Genomic DNA, 17,365 nt, shown 5'->3' on the forward strand with positions numbered 1-17,365 from the left:
TTTAAATTCCTTTTCTAGTCAATTGTGATAATTTTGTATATTAGCGTCCACCAAATGCTCCCATATTGATACCCTTGGATAATTGTTTTTGCATTGCAAGCACAATTATTAACGAAGCTAATACTGACACAGTGGAAGCAGCCATTAATGCGCCCCAGTCTGTACCTCGCTCACCGCTAAACATCTGTAGACCTAACGGTATTGTAGCTTTTTCAGCACTGTTAATTACAATTAGCGGCCAAAGGAAATTGTTCCAATAATCAATGAAAGCGAAAGCAGCCACTATTGATAGTGGTCCTCTTAGCAAAGGTAATATTATTGATATCAATATGCGTAGCTGTCCTGCTCCGTCGATACGAGCAGCCTCTTCATAGTCTCTAGGTAGTGACAAAATGAATTGACGTAGCATAAAAGTACCAAAAGCACCAAAAGCAAAAGGCATTATTATTGCAGCATATGTATCAACAACCCCTAAAGAGTTTGCTCCAATGTATAATGGGACGACTAATACCTCCATGGGAAGCACAAGCGTCGCTAAGTAGACGGCAAACAGCTGTGCTCTCCCCCGAAATTCGATTCTAGAAAAAGCATATGCTGAAAGTACTGAAACTACACAAGCGATTAGTGAACCTATGCCAGCCACAAAAAATGTGTTAATAATAATCTGTAAAAAGGGCACAGCTGTGAAAACCGAAACAAAATTTTCCCAGGCAAATCGTGATCCAAATAAAGAATTGCTGGAGTTTAATATTTCTTCTGTAGGCTTTAATGCTGATGCTAACATCCATATAAAGGGAAATATGAATAAAAAACCGAGCAAAACAAGGAGGGTTACGGAAATTATTCTTCCCATAGAGAATTTTTGTCGTGTTCTGTTTGTGTTACTGATCATAATTAACCCATTTCTTTTGTCCGATAAACTGGAGCGCGGTTATTAGCATCACAATAACAAATAGCACCCATGCTATTGCTGAAGCGTATCCTAACTTATCGTAGCTGAATCCTTGATTGTACAGATAAAGAACTATGGTTGTTGTGGAGTCGCCGGGACCTCCCTTGGTTAGCATATACGGTTGCGCGAAAATTTTAAAAGCACCTATCAGAGTCATTACTGTGCAAAAAAATAATGCAGGTGATAATAACGGAAAGATAACCTTAAAAAATCGCTTGAAGGGGCCGGCACCGTCAACCTTTGCTGCCTCAAGCACCGAGGGATTTATGTTATTTAACCCTGACCCTAAAACAACGATATTGTATCCGATAATTTGCCACAGTGACATCATGACCAACACCACCATCGCCCAGAATTCTGAGGCCAGCCAGGGTCTTGGTGAAACACCAAAGATTGAAAGAAATGCATTAACCACTCCGTTCTCGTCAAACATTAGACGCCAGATTAGCGCGTTGGCGACCATTGGTGTTACAACTGGGACGAAGAAAATAACTCTAAACAAGCCAGCGAGTTTACCTCCTATTGAATGCAGCCATACGGCGATTAATGTCGATAAAACGAGATTCAATGTTGTATAGAACACAGCGAAAATTGCTGTGTTTAATAACACTCTCATAAATGCAGAATCTGTGCCATTGAATAAATCGACGTAGTTTTTAATACCGACGAATGTCGGTATTCCGTATAGTTGCCAATTGAAAAGCGAAATGATAAATGAAAATACGAGCGGAATTACTATGAAGATAAAAAATCCGGTCATACCTGGGGCTAGATAAGGTAATGCTCTAACTGGATTAATTTGACTTGTCCTTGTCACCTTTATTTCACCTTCATTTCTTGTGTGTCATGTAGATTGATAAAATTTATCTACTTGATGGAATTTTGCAGTGTTGTCAAAATCTCCTCGGCTGTTTTTTCTCCGGTGTACCCATTAGAAACGTTTTGAGTAAAACCAATCTCTACTTGCTGCCAGTTTTCTGTTGTTTCAAATGTCTTTGCGTTATCAATCATAATCTTGACTGCTTCTACATCAGCTGGGTCTTTGCTCTCGGCCCATCCGTCGAATGCGTCTACAATAGCTGGAATATTTCCATTCTTTTGTGCGACATATCGCATTACTTTTGCTGTTGTCATTTTGATTATGTTCTTAAAGGCCGCCTCTTTGTTTGGGCAATTCTCTGAAATTCCAAATCCTGACCCTTGTACCATTCCGATAGCCGTGCCATCGCGAGATGGGATAACAGCCATGCCTAAAGATAGCCCTTTAGTGCTAGCTAAAGAATCGTACATCCAAGGGCCTGCTATAATCATTGCAGCTTTTCCTGCTTTAAAAGCATCGATTTGTATTGTGATAGGATCTGCAGATACTGGAGCCTTCATTACCTTATCTTTGGCAGCTAAGTCAAATACATCTTGTACTGCTTTCACTGTAACTGGATTTGTTAACGTGGGTTTTCCATTTTCAACCACCATTCCACCGTTAGCGTATATAACAGCTGCTACGCCCTCAAGTATGGGTGGGAAAGATAATCCATATACGTCTCCATTTGTTAGCTTCTTTGCGTCACTGACCATTTGATCCCATGTGTAATTTGTTGTCGGATATTTAATGCCAGCCTTGTCAAAGAGATCTTTATTGTAGTATAACACTTCCGGTGCTGCATCGTAAGGTATGGCGCGTAGCTTCCCGTCTACAGTCATGCCTTTTAGCATTGCTTCGTTATACTCCTTCAAATTAATTTTATTCTTCTTGACGAATTCATCTAAGGGGGTGAGTAGATTTTTAAGTTCTTGTGCTCTAGCAGCTTGTGTTGTCATTATGCATGGTGCGTCCGCTGCACTCATACGTGTCTTTACTTTTGTCCAATATTCTTGGAAAGAAGGACCCTCAAATTTAAGATTAAATTTTGAATCACCTTGCTTTACGCCATCCACAAAAGCCTGCCATTGTGCACGATCTCCTGCGTTTGCAATCCATGTATACATGGCGTTAGTTCGCGCATCTGCTGTTTTGGCGCTATCGCCACATCCTGTAAGTGATAGAGCAAGAGCTGATGCTGCTATAGCTGCTACTAATGTTGTTCGTTTCATTATCTTATATTCTCCATTTTGTGTAGTTCTTGATTGGTTAGTTTTATTTGTTCTAGCCGTATTGTTGAAATATATTCCTGAGAGGTGGCATGGCGAATTTAATTCGCTATTTCTGTATTTGAGAGTCCTCCGAATTGGGGGCTTCCTCTTTAAAACGTCCGTATGTTATACAGCGTTGGGAGCTAGCTATAATAGTTATAATTTATGATTACTGCATAATGACCCCCTTACGTAGAATAATGTTTCCGTACAGAGCTGTTTCCCCAGTTAGGACGGTAATTTGTGACTTGCGAGCTTGTTCATAGAAGTCGAAGCGTTCGAAGAGCTTTAGGGTGGCTTGGGGTGCGGCATTTTTGACAATTTTGTCGTAAGTATCCCAAACATCCGGACGCGAATCACCCTCGACCGTATTCATGAGGGCATACTGCCAATCATTGTAAAAATCTAGCGGCAGCAGCTCCAAAACCCCGGCTAAAATATCTGGAATCAACAGGCCATCGGCTCTGATAACTTTTTGGGTCGAGCCATTTTGGGGATAGTTGGCATCCCCAAACGTGATTTCATCACCATGTCCCATTTCCATCATGACTTTAACCAATTCAGGTGAAAGAATATGAGGTATTTTGTATAACATTTAGGCACCTTTCGATTTATAACCCATATTGAGGACGCATAGATATTAATTTTTGGATTTCATCTTCGGGAAGCTGCCGAGACTTGAATCCGAGCTGCTCGCAAAGATACGTGAGCTGCGCCGTGTATTCTAATCGTTCCATATTCTGGTAGGCCGCTAGTAATGAACCACCCCAAGACAGAGCTCCGTGCATTTCCATCAGACACCCGGTATGTCCATGAACAAACGGAGCAATGTTTTCGGCAAGTTGCATTGTGGATGGGGTTGCGTACGGCGCCACTGGAATTACCGGCATAGCTAGAACATTTTCCGGCATCTGTTTGTTGACCAATTCTTTTCCACCGATAGCAAAGGCGGTGGCGTATATCGGATGCGCGTGTACAACCGCATTTACCTTAGAGTCTTCTTGGTAGAGCCGTAGGTGTACCTTTACTTCGGAAGAAGTCTTGTAAGGTGGATTTTCGCTGATAACCGAACCATCAAGCCTTACTTTACATATCATTTCCGGGATTAGAGCACCTTTAGAAATTCCGGTGGGGGTACATAGTACCGTGTTGTCAGACAGTCGTACCGATATGTTTCCGTCATTGGCTGCAACATATCCGCGCTGCCACACTTTCATACCAATTTCGCATACTTCTTGGCGTTTTACTTCCTCTTCTTTATCCATTACATTAATCCTTTCTGTTTGTTCATAAATACCACTTTAAAGCAAATGTTCATTTAAAGCGTAACAGGTTGCAACATCTCGGTATAGTCGCTAGTGTCAAACCATTTTTGTGTTGCCCCTTTGGGAACCCCCAACACGTGAAGCTGAGCCAACATATTTCCAATGATGGAAGCCTCGCACTTGGCAAGCCTAACGGGCTCTCCCAACAAATTTGTGATTTCCTGCATCAAGAAAGTGTCGTAAGTGCCTCCCCCGGTAATATGTACAACCCCCTCGCTTTTAACCAAGTGTCGCAAGTCATTTATTCCGGCGACAATGGAATGTGCTAGTGATTCTTTGATGGTGCGTAGCAGTTGTCCATCGCTGCATTCGAGAATACCGAACTCTGATTCCAGTTTCGCCCGGAGCCGACTCGGCATCTCGCCCGGAGAGATTAGCTCCGCATCCGAGGGATTAATGAACACCCCCAAAGATTTCGCTTCCCAACATTGTTTGTCTAACTGGGAAAAACTCACGTCTTTACCTTCTTTAGACCATTGCCGACGACATTCTTGTAATAGCCACAGCCCAGTCTGGTTTAGCTCCGCGCGGTTGCTCCCCCCGGTAGCGGCCTCATTGGTAACACCTTTTTCATAGGCTTCATCTGTTGTCAGGGGTTTTGGCGTTATTGCCCCAATCACCGCCCAAGACCCGCAAGATACGAATATATCCCCTACATTGGGGGCAATACAGTAGGCCGCACAGGCCGTATCATGGGAGCCACTTAAAGCCACATTGGTTCGCCCACGTTTTACTAGTAATGAAGGCTCTCCGTGGATAGGAGGCAGAATTTTGGGGTCTATCCCTGCTGCCTTGAGAATCTCGGTATTCCATTCAAAGCGGTTGACATCCATCATCGCCGATGTAGAGGCTACTCCCTGCGAAGCCCAGGGAGCGCAAGCCACGGGAGCGTCCCAGCCGGGAATGTCAGCGGTCGCCAGAACACGCGTAATCATATCTTGGAGGAATAAAATGCCCGCGTACGGGGCTTTACCCACCGCGTTCGCCCCAGTTAACCGGTTTACCGAATTAATGTTTTGCGGCATCACTCCGGTAAACCGGTACTGGTGGCGTCGTGTAATTTTTGTGTCTAAGGCTGCTTGTCCGATGTGACCGCACGTATCTCGATAGGCCACGGCCTGCGGTTCACATTCACCAGAGGCAAAGATTTTGACAAAGTCAACTCCCCAGCCGTCCACTCCAACTGAGTCCGGGGCATGGCCGAGAGTTTGCGCCGCAACTGCGGCACATTTCTTTGCAATCTCGGCGAACTGCGCCACCGGCCATGTCAGATGGTTATCAGCGTCCACCTGCACCTCTATGGGCTGTCGGTAAATTTCTTGCAGGCTCAGTTCATTTTCCGCAGTGTTCCAATGCCCTAAAAAGGCACGGATTGCAGAGGAACCCATATCGATTGCGAGCACATCCACAACAACCAACTCCAAAAATTATCGATACAGAGCGCCGTATGCTTCACACGCCCGATAATCAGCAGATTCTAGGTTATCAGTTCCGAAAACATTCCAGTTTCGAGGTCGATAAATTTGTCCAGCGCTGAGATTATGCATCATTACCGGAATGCGCAGCATCGCCGCTAGCGTAATCAAATCGGCTCCAAAATGGCCATACCCGATGGCACCATGGTTGGCGCCCCAGGCATCCATGACATTGTACGTGGAATCAAACGGGTACTTACCGGTCAACCTGGGGGTAAAGAAGGTTGTAGGCCAGGCTGGATCCGTACGGTTTTCAATGATTTCACGGGCTTTATCTGGAATCTCTACACTCCACCCTTCGACAAACTGAATTACCGGGAGGCTATGTGCTACTAGGTTTATCCGCACCATAGTCAACGGCATATCCCCTTTGGTTACAAAGTGGGTAGAAAACCCGCCACCCCGGAAGTATTCCTTGTTGGAAGGATGGAAGGTGGTGGCATCAAGTGCTGCCTGAATATCCTTTTCAGTTACTTTCCACCACTCCTTCATCACTGGCTTACCGTTTTCATCTTGCATAGCCCCAGTGGCATCAAGGGTGGTGGCACCAGAGTTGCGCAAATCCAGGAATCCTGCGGCAGCTTTACCTTCTAGATCACAGCCCGTAACTCGTTTTACAGCCTCTGGTGACCAGAAGGTTCGCACGTCAGAGAACATCTGGGTACAGTTGGTAAGCAGGTGGTTGAACAACATGGTGATGCCATTTAAGACATCGTTTTCGGTAGCGAGGGTCAGGGGTTCACGCGGACCATTCCAATCAAAGGTGGTGTTGGCAAAGGTTTCCAACAAATCACCATTCGGCTTGTAGTCGGTCCATTGACGCTGGCCTTGGAAGCCGGCCACAATAGCGTTGTGCCCTGCGGCTTCTTCATGGAATCCTAGGTCAGCCAGTTTGGGGTTGCCCTCCATCAAGTCACGCCCGATAAGAACCATCTTGGTTACGTAATCCCACTGCGCCTCCGTTTCCTCAGGGCTGAGCGCATACTCTGGCTTGTGATTGACGATATCTTCGCCTTTATGGAGCTTATCTTTGACCCAGGCGCGCGCTTTCGCGTACTCATCAGGGTCAAAAATCCCCTGGGTGATGCGACGATCCATTTCAATCATGTCAACGGATTCAACGCCCATCCCGAGGTAATCGCGCATGAACTGGCGGTCGACCATGGATCCGGCAATACCCATACACTGCGAACCAATCTGGAGGTAGTTCCGGTTGCGCATTTCACCAACCGCAATGGCCGCGCGACAGAACCGCAAAATTTTCTCTCTAACTTCTTCAGGAACGCGGGTGTCGTCAGCATCTTGGACATGTTCGCCGTAGATGCCGAAAGCGGGGATACCGAATTGCGCATAGGCCGCCATAGCGGCCGCTAGAGTGACCGCACCGGGACGTTCTGTGGCGTTAAGACCCCAAACCGCATGCTGAATAGCGGGATTCATGTCGATAACCTCGGTCACATAGTCCCAACAAGGGGTTACCGTAAGTTCTGCACAAACATTGAATGGTGAGAACTGCTCGCGAACCTTTTGGGATTCACCGGCGCGACCAATGGTACGGTCGGCTACGACGGACTGGACGGGGGTACCGTCAGTGTACTTGAGGTTCTCTGAAATCAAGGCCGCAGCGGTCTTTGCCATCTGCATCGTCTGTTCTTCGAGTGACTCGCGTACGCCACGCCGCCTCCCATCAATGATCGGCCGAATAGCGATTATCGGTTTTTTCGTACTCATATAAGTTTAATCCTCTCTGTTGGAACCATTTCAACTTTAAAATACACTGGGTTGAATGTTTAGACAGTACGCTACTGTGCGTTCAGATTGTTCATCTTTATGTAACGCTTTGCGCCACCTCCTTAATCTCACTTTTTTGATATTAAAATGTACACACTAATAGTGTTTATGTGTATTGTAAAAATGTGGCTACATGAATTATCTATACAACACCACAGCGCAATGCGGTGTTGTGAGACGCTGTTGCGAAATAGTGTTGTTTTCTAGGTTAGATTAACGGCTCCTAAGTTCTAGTTGCTGTTACCATAATCGCACCTCTGTGTACGTTGTTCAAATTTTATGTTAGCGCTAACGTTTACAATATACATCAATTATCTTCGTGGTGCAAGCTTTTAGAAAAGTTTTGTAAACTGCCTGGTGCTAAGGCATTTCTACGCGTAAATTTGTTGACTTCACATCAGGTCATCAGGTTAGGTTCGGGTGCCCAAAAGAGCCTTTTGGTGGCACTTCATACTGGTAACTCTCGGCGTTGAGAATGTGCCAGGAGGAGCGCCTAAGATGGACTTGTGAGCGGTGGAATCCGTGGTTTTTTCAGAGCTGCTTACGGCGACCAGGGAGTTTGCTTTCCGGGGCAGCGACACTAAACGAGTCAGGGGGGGCGAAGTGCAAGGTGATAAGCCCAACGAGAAAACAGCCACGCTGTGCCGTGGTTACGCCAAGGAAAACCGAGCCAGCGGGCGGTTTACTGCCCATGGATAGTTGCCACCTGTTGAATTGGGCGTTGGTGACGGAACAGTTGCGAGACTAAAAGGGCAGCCCGAGGTTTTTTGATACTGCCGGTTATGCCGAGATGCGGCGTCGGTTAAAGGTGTAGAAATCAGGAGATGCCAGTATCTATGTCCCGGTTTTTCACCGGGAACTCGAAGAATCCTTCGGAGCTGAAATCGAAATTACCGGGGACGTAGAGTTGGTCATCAGCGAGGGAGGAATTACTTGTTGACGCAAAGCACGCCGTGAAATCAGGTTGCCTGGCATTTCACCGAAATCTGGTACTTGGAACTCGACGACACCACCCGGTTGAATCGCCTGGTCAAGCGGCGGATAGCATTTAGAAAAGACCCTGGAATTTGTCCACCAGTGGGTGCATGGTTCCGACCAGCGCAACGCGGAGTTACCGCCTTCACCAAAACATCTTGCCACCCGAACCGTCACCTTGGCAGCCTAAATCCGCACTTTATCGGAATACGAAACGTAACCGGTGCGATTTCGGAAACATCATTTGTATACAAGACGATATGACCGAAATCGCACCGGTTACGACAAGTCCTTACTACAAAATCACGAAGGATTGCGCCTCGAGGCGCAGCTCGCCATCGGTGACGTGTACTTCCCCGATAGTAAAGCGGGGTTCGTGTGCCTCGCCCGGCTCTAGGTGGAGCGTGGCTCCTTCTCGGCCGGGGTTTACCGCGACCATAAGCTTGTCGTCTCCTTGGCACCTCATGAACGCAAAGATTCGACCATCCCCACCCGGACGTACCGCGAACCCCGCCCCGGCACGCAAAGCCGGCAAATCCTTACGCAACGCAATCAAGCGTTGCAAGGAGTGCCACAGAGAATCCGGATCGGCTTGCTCCAAGGCGACAGTGGGGACATCGGGGCTAGAGTCAACCGGCAGATACAGCGTGCCGGGATCCGCCGTGGAAAATCCCAGATTCAAGGTTTCATCCCACTGCATCGGGGTGCGGGCGCCGGTGCGCACATAGCCGCCTTCCTTAGTAGGCAGCAGTTGGTGGCGCAACCCGATTTCATCGCCATAGTAGATAAACGGCACGCCCGGCAAAGTCAGAATCGTCGCCCAGGCCAAGTTTTGTTCGCGGGTGGTCAGACGCGGCGAAACCCGCAAGGTGTCATGGTTGCCAGTAATCAGACTGAAAAACGCCCCGGCGGCCTCGGCTGAGCGTAACTGGGGAACGTATTGATCCAAAAATCCGCGCACCGAAGTATCGGCATCGGAATTAAAGTAACTCACATCGCCTTCACGCAAGAGCGGGGTATCGGTGTTACGCAGCAAGATGTTGTAGCCATTGGGATTCCCGTCCCAGCGCCAATCCAGGTAAAAGTCCATGTCAAATCCGGCGGCGACAGCCTCGTGGGGTACCCCCCATTCCGCGACGAAGGCAGCCTCGGGGAATTCGGGGCGAATCTGGTCAAACATATAGTTCCAGGTTTCAATCGTTTTGGGTTTGCCTTCATCATCGTGTTTCACCAACGAGTTTGCCATGTCGACCCGGAAGCCGTCGGCACCCCTAGTGAGCCAAAACCGCATCACATCCACCATTGCGTCACAGGTTTTTCGCGCGGCCTCGCCCAAAACCGGATCTTGCCAGGGGTATTTCGGATGTGCCCAGCCATAGTTCAAGGCTGGCTGACATTTGAAGAAATTCAGAATATAGGTGCCGTCCCGCTCGGCCTCTCCGCCGATGAAGGGATATCCATCGCCCCCGGAAATCCAGGAATTTGTCCAGATATAGCGGTCGGAAAATTCGTTTGGGGTCGGCTGGGCACTGTTTTTAAACCAGGCGTGTTCCTCGGAAGTGTGCCCCGGCACCAAGTCCAGTAACACGCGAATCCCTCGGGAATGTGCCTCTCGGAACAGTTCCTCTAGGTCGGTATTGGTGCCGTAACGCGGTGCGACCAGGCGATAGTCGCGCACGTCATAACCCGCGTCTTTGAAAGGCGAGTCGAACAGGGGATTGAGCCACAGACCGGTCACTCCCAGGTCAGCCAGGTAGTCTAGACGGGAGATAATCCCGGGAATGTCGCCAATCCCGTCGCCGTTGGAATCCTGGAAAGTTTGGGGGTAAATCTCGTAGAAAACTGCGTTGTCCAACCACTGGGGACGTGGATATTGGCCAGTCATTATGCTCCTTTTACGCTGGATTGTTGGGTGGCACCTCATGAAACGGAACCGTGACAAGTTTAGCGGAAGGTGGCAGCGGGCAGGGCAGATTTCGTCGGGTCGGCTTCATGAGGTGCTGGCCGAAATGACACTGACAGCGGATGTTTCCCAGCTGGCAACTTTAAGGGAAAGTCACAAATAGGTAAAAATACTTTAAAGTTTGCGAAATGGGCATTTTCAGGTTTAAAAAGTGCTAACCTCAACAACGAAAAACGTTTCGCCAGACCTGAGGCTGTCAGACGAGGGGCATGGCGGCGCTCCTTGAGAATGGAGAGAAAAGCTCTCCACGTACCGAAAGGAAAAATAATGTTGATGACTTGGAAAAAAACCCTGGGTCTTGCTGCTGCGGCAGCTGTGGCGCTCAGCATGAGTGCTTGTGGTGGCTCCGGCGATGCCGCTAAGGGCGGCGCTGCGGCCAAGGGAGGCACCGAGAATGTTAATCTCTCCGTATGGTCTCCGCAAGAAGATCAAGGTGATGGCTCGTGGTTGGCTAAGATGGAGGAAGCCTTCGAAAAGGCTCACTCTGAATACAAGATTACCTGGAAGAACGACGTGGTATCCGAGGGCGACGCAGCCAAGAAGGTAAAGGAAGATGCCTCGGCTGCCGCCGATGTTTACATGTTCGCCAATGACCAGCTAGGCGCGCTGCAGGATGTGGGTGCTATCGGCGAGTTGGGCGAGAACGAAACCAAACAGGTCAAGGAACAGAACGAAGAATCCATGGTGGCTTCTGTGACCGGTACTGACGGCAAGATTTACGGGGTGCCTTTCACTTCCAACACCTGGTTCATGTACTACAACTCCTCTAAGTTCAGCGCTGACGACGTGAAATCCCTGGACGCGATGCTGGCTAAGGGCAAGGTGTCCTTCCCGCTGGACAATGGCTGGTACATCCAGTCCTTCTTTACCAAGGGGGCGGGGCTGACCTTCTTCGGGGACAAGAGCGATGATGCCTCTAAGGGGATTACCTTCGCTGATGGTGACGAGGCGGCGACGGCTGTCACCAAGTACCTGGTCGGCTTGGCCAGCAACCCGAACTTCACGAACGATGCCGAGGGCTCCGGCTTGGGGGCTTTGAAGGCGGGAGACACCGACGCAATATTCTCGGGTACCTGGGATGCTGAAAACGTGAAGGAAGCCTTGGGTAGCAACTACGCGGCTGCTAAACTGCCGATCTTCAAGGTGAATGGCAAGGATGTGCAGATGGACGCTTTCGCTGGTTCCAAGGCTGTGGCTTACAATCCGAACGCCAAGAATGCTAAGGCGGCCGCTCAGTTCGCGGCTTTCCTCGGTTCCACCGAAGCTCAGAAGGCTCACTATGAGATGCGCGGGATTGTACCGACCGACAAGTCTTTGGCCAGTGTAATCAAAGCCGACGACCACGCAGCAAAGGCACAGATGGAAGTGATTTCCGGTACTTCCATCCTGCAGCCGACTATCTCCGCGATGGGTTCCTGGTGGGATCCGGCGGCTGCTTTCGGTAAGGGCTTGGTGAACAAGGAAATCACGGCCGATAACGCCGGAGCGAAACTGGCGGATTGGTCGAAGCAATTGGCCGAAATGAAGGGCTAAGACACGATTATCACTCGTAAGGCCGCTGGAAGGACAGCCTTCCTTCCAGCGGCCTTATCACAGAGCCGCAAGGCTCATTACCGGTCTTTTTTGACGAAATGAGGAAACGCGAATGGATGCAACATTAACCTCAAAACGCGAAGCGAGACTTAGGAAGAAACTGGGGAAAGACTATGTTTCGCCTTCGCCCTACAGCTTGAAAGCAGCCTTCCAAGAGGGCGACGGTCTGACTAAGGCGTCAGCCGTGGTTTTCGGATTGGGTAATCTGGCACACCGGCAGATAGTTAAGGGCTTGCTGTTCCTGATCTTGGAAATCGGATTTTTTGTATTTTTATTCACCAACGGGCTGGGATTCTTAACTAAACTGCCGGGTCTGGGTGACCAAAAGCAGGGTAAAGTCCTGGTGGATGGATACTGGCAGTACACCGCAGGGGATAACTCGGTGGTTATCCTGCTTTACGGGGTGGCTACGATACTGATTATCTTGGCTTTTGTTGGTTTGTGGAATCTCTCGGTGCGTTCGGCCTATAAAGCACAAATGCTAGCGAAGACACACAACAGAGTTCCCTCCCTACGTGAAGATATTGCGCAAATGCTGGATGGTCGGGCTCATATTGGTTTCCTGTTCCTGCCCACCTTGGGAATCTTGACCTTTAGTGTGTTACCGCTGATTTTCATGATTTCTATGGCCTTCACTTCTTATGACCACAACAATCTGGTGCTGTTCGACTGGGTGGGGTTAAAGAATTTTGCGGCGATTTTCACTAACGCTACTGGCACCGTGAACCTGCGGATTTTCGGGTCGGTCTTGGTGTGGACGCTGGTTTGGGCTGTTTTCGCCACTTTCCTCAACTTCTTCCTGGGAATGTTCATGGCGATGCTGATTAACCGCAAGACTACGCGGTTGAAGAACTTTTGGCGAGCCTGCTTCTCGATGTCGATTGCAGTGCCGCAATTCGTGTCTTTGCTGGTAATTAACCTAATGCTGCAGCCTCAAGGTGCTATCAACCGCTTGTTGCTGGACTGGGGTTGGATTAACGAGGCTTTGCCGTTCTTCACGAATGCCACCTGGGCGCGGGTCACCGTGATTATTGTGAACTTGTGGGTCGGGATTCCGTTCACGATTATGCAGATAACTGGTATTTTGCAAAACATCCCGGCCGACCAGTACGAGGCCGCCAAGATTGACGGTGCCAATAACTGGGTGATTTTCCGCAAGATTACCATGCCCTACATTATCTTCGTACTCACCCCTTATTTGATTACCACCTTTACCGGCAACGTCAATAACTTCAATGTTATCTACCTGCTTTCCGGTGGTGCCCCGGTTCCGGTGGGGGATTCCGCCGGTAAGACAGACTTGCTGATTACCTGGCTGTACAAGTTGACCGTGGACAAGAATGACTACAACCTGGGTGCGGTTATCGGTATTATGACCTTCATCGTGCTGGCAGTCGTGTCCCTGATTACCTACCGGAGATCCGGTTCCTTCAAGAACGAGGAGGCCTTCCGATGAAAACAACGCAGAATATAGAAATGGCGCCTCATGCCGAATCAGCTCCCACCATCATGGGATCCCTGAGTAAACGGCGGATTATTGGGGACGTAGTTGTCCATACTTTCTTGGCGATTATGGCGGTTATCTGGCTGGTTCCCATTGCCTGGGTTTTGGCCGAGTCCTTCAACAAGGACACCGCGCCTTTCACCAAGACCTTCTTCCCGGCGGAGTTCTCGCTGGATAACTATGTGAAGCTCTTTACGGATCGAACGGTAATGGACTTCCCGCGTATGTATCTTAACACCTTCATCATCGCGTGTTTCACTTGCGTAATCTCGGTATTCTTCGTGCTGATGGTCGCCTATGTCATGAGTCGCATGCGGTTCCGGTTGCGTCGCACCTTCATGAGCGTGGTTTTGATTCTGGGCATGTTCCCCGGCATCATGGCGGTTTCCGCCATCTACTTCATTCTGAAGGCTATCGGTATGACGGGCGGCGGCACCACGATTCTGGCTCTGATTTTGGTGTATTCGGCCGGGTCAGGCGCGGGCTTTTATGTGATGAAAGGGTACATGGATACCATTCCCAGTTCCTTGGACGAGGCGGCTATCCTGGACGGTTGCACCCGCTCCCAGGTGTTTTGGAAGATTATCCTGCCGATTTGTAAGCCCATGATTGTGTTCCAGGCCATCACTAGCTTCCTGGGGCCGTGGCTTGACTTCGTAATGGCAAAGGTTATTGCCCGTACCCAGTCTGATTACACCGTGGCGTTGGGCTTGTGGCTGATGCTGGAAAAGGAATACATTCATAACTGGTTCGCCCGTTTCGCGGCCGGAGCAGTTTTGGTTTCTATTCCGATTGCCATCCTGTTCATCATCATGCAGCGCTTCTATCAAGAGTCCATGTCCGGCTCGGTCAAGGGCTAAATGAAGAATTCTACATCACGTACTGGGCGTCCAGAATCCGGGGGGGTAAACCCCAAGGATTTGGGGCGCCCAGCTCGTGGTCTCAGCGGGAAACGTCTGAAGATAATCGCCGGTATTATGCTGTTCTTCCAGGTGGCATCCACGGCGGTGGTGCCCGCCGCGACCGGCAAAGACTTCCAGGATATGACCACCCTGACCCTGGCAGTGATTTGTGAACTAGTGTCTTGGGCGGCCATCCCGATTTATGCGTGGCTGCTGGTAGAGGGATTTCGTAAAACCCAGGCTTTCGGCATGTATTTGGGCCGGCTCGGGGTGCTGGCTTTGCTTTGTGAAGTGCCCTATGACTTGGTCACTTTCGGACGACCTTGGGATTTTGGATCCCAAAACCCGGTGTGGGCCTTGGGCTTGGCTCTGATTGTCTTGCGCCTCATGAAACTGGGGCGGGAAAAGTACTGGGCAAGATCCACTGCGGGTGCGATTGCCTTGGAGGCGGTGGTCGCGCTGGCGGGGGTGCTGTGGGCGCTGCTATTGCGCCTGGGAACCCGCCAAGGCCTGATGCCCGTTGGAGCTATTTTGGTGGTAATGGTAGTGATTTTCTACCTGTTGGAGCTGCGGGAAAATACCATGATGATGCTGGCCGGTCTGGTGGGTGCCCTGGCCTTGGTGGCGCCGGCTATCGGCGTGGCTTTTCTGCACTATCGCAACGAGACCAAGGGTTACGCTGACCCGCGCACCGGGTGGTGGCTCTATGCGATTTACCCCGTGGAGCTGCTGGTTGGCTCGGTTTTCGCCCTAATGCCGTGATAGTCGGCAATGCCGGGTAGATATAATGAGGGTGCTGCTGGTGGCTGCATAGAAGTGGCCGGGATGCGCCTAGCCTGGCAGCTGTAGCCAAAACCGAGAGGAAATAGGACAGATGAACCGTGAAGCCCGTGAGCATAACGAAGCTGTGAGGCCTAATAGCGCCGAAATAGAGCGGCTACGTCTGGCTTTCCCGGAATATTTCGATGCGCAGGATGCTTTTCGGCTCGACCGTTTCGAACAGATGCTTAAAAGTGAAGCTATCAATCTGAGTCGGGAAGGCTACGAGCTGCGGTTTTTGGGTAAAACCTATGCTAAATATCAGGCCGGTTTGGAAAGCGAAACCGTGATTGTGCCTGATATGGAACACAATGCGCAGCCTGAAAACCGAGAATCCGAGAACCTCTATATCGTGGGCGACAATCTTGATGCGTTGGGGCACCTGGTGAAATCCTATGCGGGGATGGTCAAGTGTATTTATATCGATCCGCCCTATAACACCGGGTCTGACGGGTTCGTGTACCAAGACGACTTTGGCTTTACCGCCCGCCAGCTGGTGGACAAAATTGGCATTAGTGTGGATGAAGCCAGACGTGTTTTGGATATGCGCGGCAAATCCTCCCACTCCGCGTGGCTGACCTTTATGTACCCGCGTCTTGCTCTCGCGAAAGAACTCTTGAGTGACGATGGGGTTATCTTTATCAGTATTGACGATAATGAACAGGCTAATCTGAAACTGCTGTGTGACGACATTTTTGGGGAACAGAATTTTGTAGCCAGCTTTGTAATCGTGCGGTCAGAGGGGGGCGGTCTTGCTAAACAAGCTGTGATAGGTCATGATTATTTACCGACTTACGCAAAAAATATAGATAAATTCATTCCTCTGGGGCGCCCCAAGGATATTCGTGGCAAAATCATCAATAAAGACGGAGTCGACTATTGGATTGAAACAGATTGGTTACGAAAAGAATTTGGTAAATACGGTACATGCTATTATGAAGAAATAGTGCGGTACCTGGGCGCGGAAAAGAAGCGAGAAATCGATGCTGGAATCGAATCAGGAGACTACGTTTTAGTGCCGAAAGGGCAGTTCACAATCGTAGGCCGCTTGCGCCGTGTGGATACCGATACCTCCAAATTCTACACTGTTTTGAAGAGACTTGATGGTGAAGGCTACGCCAAATACTTGAATAAGTTGGGGGTGGCTAACCTGTCATCATTGCAGCTAGATTCGTTTTTTTCATTCCCAAAACCGGTGGAGCTGGTCAAGTCTGTGGTACAGGGCTGCACTATCCTTTCCAAGAATGATTCTGACATTGTCCTGGATTTCTTTTCGGGTTCCTCCACGACAGCTGATGCGGTAATGCAACTGAATGCCGAAGATGGTGGGAACCGTCGTTACATTATGGTGCAGCTGCCCGAGATAATAAACCCGAAGGACAACCGGCATTCAAAGGCCGCCTACCAGGCGGGATATCGGACGATTGATGAAATTGGGCGGGAACGAATTAAGCGAGCCGCCGCGAAAATCAAAGTAGAAACCGGGGTTAACATCGACTACGGCTTCAAACTGTTTCGGCTCGAGACACCTGCCGCGAAAACTCTCGATGAACTCGATGAATTTACCCCCAATCCGGCCGAAGTCTTGGCGGGTGACTATGTATCTAAGTTCAACCTTGACGGGACTCCAGGTCGTGATGTTGTGCTCGCTACCTGGCTGAACCAAGATGGTTTCGGGCTGCTGGCTAAGCCCCAAAAACTGCTGCTTAAAGGCTATACATTGGATGTGTATGAGGACTCGGCCTATCTTATCGAGCCAGGTATTACCTCTGAGGATGTCCAGGAGCTGGTGCGCCTGCTGGAAACCAATGAGTTGCTGTTGAACCGAATCGTGGTGTTTCCTTACTCAGTGACTTTTTCGGTGATGCACGAGTTGAAGAAGAACCTGTCAGTGCTCAAGAGCGGCCAGAGTGCGGAAGTAATCGAGAGGTTTTAG

Annotated in this window: 15 protein-coding genes; 6 read left to right on the forward strand and 9 right to left on the reverse strand. The window is 49.5% G+C overall.

The features are described from left to right. Positions 1-40: 40 nt before the first annotated feature. The 9 genes from F4555_RS01330 to F4555_RS01370 form a co-directional block, all read right to left on the reverse strand. Complete coding sequence (locus tag F4555_RS01330) at positions 41-892, reverse strand: carbohydrate ABC transporter permease (RefSeq protein ID WP_103758870.1); 852 nt, start codon at positions 890-892, stop codon at positions 41-43. Beyond that, the gene (locus F4555_RS01335) at positions 882-1,769 is read right to left on the reverse strand and encodes a carbohydrate ABC transporter permease (protein ID WP_115325548.1); all 888 of its coding nucleotides are present in this window, start codon (positions 1,767-1,769) and stop codon (positions 882-884) included. Before F4555_RS01335 ends, F4555_RS01330 begins: the two co-directional genes overlap by 11 nt. A gap of 50 nt (positions 1,770-1,819) precedes the next feature. Next, entirely contained in the window at positions 1,820-3,043 is a 1,224-nt protein-coding gene (locus F4555_RS01340; RefSeq protein WP_004014759.1) for an ABC transporter substrate-binding protein, read from the reverse strand. A gap of 208 nt (positions 3,044-3,251) precedes the next feature. Next, on the reverse strand, positions 3,252-3,677 hold the full coding sequence (locus F4555_RS01345) for an RbsD/FucU family protein (protein ID WP_103758872.1): 426 nt from the start codon (positions 3,675-3,677) through the stop codon (positions 3,252-3,254). A gap of 16 nt (positions 3,678-3,693) precedes the next feature. Next, positions 3,694-4,347, reverse strand: a complete 654-nt coding sequence (locus F4555_RS01350; RefSeq protein WP_004013014.1) for a class II aldolase/adducin family protein — start codon at positions 4,345-4,347, stop codon at positions 3,694-3,696. Positions 4,348-4,400: 53 nt separating this feature from the next. Continuing rightward, on the reverse strand, positions 4,401-5,831 hold the full coding sequence (locus F4555_RS01355; protein WP_115325547.1) for a rhamnulokinase: 1,431 nt from the start codon (positions 5,829-5,831) through the stop codon (positions 4,401-4,403). Positions 5,832-5,834: 3 nt separating this feature from the next. Continuing rightward, positions 5,835-7,613 (reverse strand): L-fucose isomerase, encoded by a 1,779-nt coding sequence (locus tag F4555_RS01360; RefSeq protein ID WP_115325546.1) that lies wholly within the window; start codon positions 7,611-7,613, stop codon positions 5,835-5,837. Between the two features lie 909 nt (positions 7,614-8,522). Next, positions 8,523-8,813, reverse strand: coding sequence for a hypothetical protein (locus tag F4555_RS01365; RefSeq protein WP_103759261.1), 291 nt, complete (start codon positions 8,811-8,813; stop codon positions 8,523-8,525). Positions 8,814-8,943: 130 nt separating this feature from the next. After that, positions 8,944-10,533, reverse strand: coding sequence for an alpha-amylase family glycosyl hydrolase (locus F4555_RS01370; protein WP_115325545.1), 1,590 nt, complete (start codon positions 10,531-10,533; stop codon positions 8,944-8,946). A 37-nt stretch (positions 10,534-10,570) separates the two neighbouring features. On the opposite strand from F4555_RS01370, the gene F4555_RS01375 reads away from it, so the two are divergent. From F4555_RS01375 to F4555_RS01400, 6 genes are all read left to right on the forward strand, one after another. Continuing rightward, positions 10,571-10,714 carry a molybdenum ABC transporter gene (locus F4555_RS01375; RefSeq protein WP_255312809.1) on the forward strand — a complete coding sequence of 48 codons (144 nt, stop codon included), beginning with the start codon at positions 10,571-10,573 and terminating at the stop codon, positions 10,712-10,714. A 170-nt stretch (positions 10,715-10,884) separates the two neighbouring features. After that, entirely contained in the window at positions 10,885-12,144 is a 1,260-nt protein-coding gene (locus F4555_RS01380; protein WP_255312808.1) for an extracellular solute-binding protein, read from the forward strand. Between the two features lie 112 nt (positions 12,145-12,256). Next, positions 12,257-13,660, forward strand: coding sequence for a carbohydrate ABC transporter permease (locus F4555_RS01385; RefSeq protein WP_114990062.1), 1,404 nt, complete (start codon positions 12,257-12,259; stop codon positions 13,658-13,660). Further along, positions 13,657-14,568: a sugar ABC transporter permease gene (locus tag F4555_RS01390; RefSeq protein ID WP_004014770.1), complete on the forward strand. Its 912-nt coding sequence runs from the start codon at positions 13,657-13,659 to the stop codon at positions 14,566-14,568. The genes F4555_RS01385 and F4555_RS01390 overlap by 4 nt, the downstream gene beginning before the upstream one ends. After that, positions 14,569-15,372 carry a TraX family protein gene (locus tag F4555_RS01395; RefSeq protein WP_115325544.1) on the forward strand — a complete coding sequence of 268 codons (804 nt, stop codon included), beginning with the start codon at positions 14,569-14,571 and terminating at the stop codon, positions 15,370-15,372. A gap of 145 nt (positions 15,373-15,517) precedes the next feature. Continuing rightward, positions 15,518-17,365 carry a site-specific DNA-methyltransferase gene (locus tag F4555_RS01400; protein ID WP_255312807.1) on the forward strand — a complete coding sequence of 616 codons (1,848 nt, stop codon included), beginning with the start codon at positions 15,518-15,520 and terminating at the stop codon, positions 17,363-17,365.

The sequence above is a fragment of the Mobiluncus mulieris genome, from assembly GCF_014204735.1.
Taxonomy (GTDB): domain Bacteria; phylum Actinomycetota; class Actinomycetes; order Actinomycetales; family Actinomycetaceae; genus Mobiluncus; species Mobiluncus mulieris.

Bases quoted from the DNA above. Each gene is read 5' to 3' on its own strand.
- F4555_RS01330 (WP_103758870.1), bottom strand. From the start codon at position 892: ATGATCAGTAACACAAACAGAACACGACAAAAATTCTCTATGGGAAGA.
- F4555_RS01370 (WP_115325545.1), bottom strand. From the start codon at position 10,533: ATGACTGGCCAATATCCACGTCCCCAGTGGTTGGACAACGCAGTTTTC.
- F4555_RS01350 (WP_004013014.1), bottom strand. From the start codon at position 4,347: ATGGATAAAGAAGAGGAAGTAAAACGCCAAGAAGTATGCGAAATTGGT.
- F4555_RS01360 (WP_115325546.1), bottom strand. From the start codon at position 7,613: ATGAGTACGAAAAAACCGATAATCGCTATTCGGCCGATCATTGATGGG.
- F4555_RS01390 (WP_004014770.1), top strand. From the start codon at position 13,657: ATGAAAACAACGCAGAATATAGAAATGGCGCCTCATGCCGAATCAGCT.
- F4555_RS01395 (WP_115325544.1), top strand. From the start codon at position 14,569: ATGAAGAATTCTACATCACGTACTGGGCGTCCAGAATCCGGGGGGGTA.
- F4555_RS01345 (WP_103758872.1), bottom strand. From the start codon at position 3,677: ATGTTATACAAAATACCTCATATTCTTTCACCTGAATTGGTTAAAGTC.
- F4555_RS01385 (WP_114990062.1), top strand. From the start codon at position 12,257: ATGGATGCAACATTAACCTCAAAACGCGAAGCGAGACTTAGGAAGAAA.
- F4555_RS01375 (WP_255312809.1), top strand. From the start codon at position 10,571: ATGAAACGGAACCGTGACAAGTTTAGCGGAAGGTGGCAGCGGGCAGGG.
- F4555_RS01340 (WP_004014759.1), bottom strand. From the start codon at position 3,043: ATGAAACGAACAACATTAGTAGCAGCTATAGCAGCATCAGCTCTTGCT.
- F4555_RS01380 (WP_255312808.1), top strand. From the start codon at position 10,885: ATGACTTGGAAAAAAACCCTGGGTCTTGCTGCTGCGGCAGCTGTGGCG.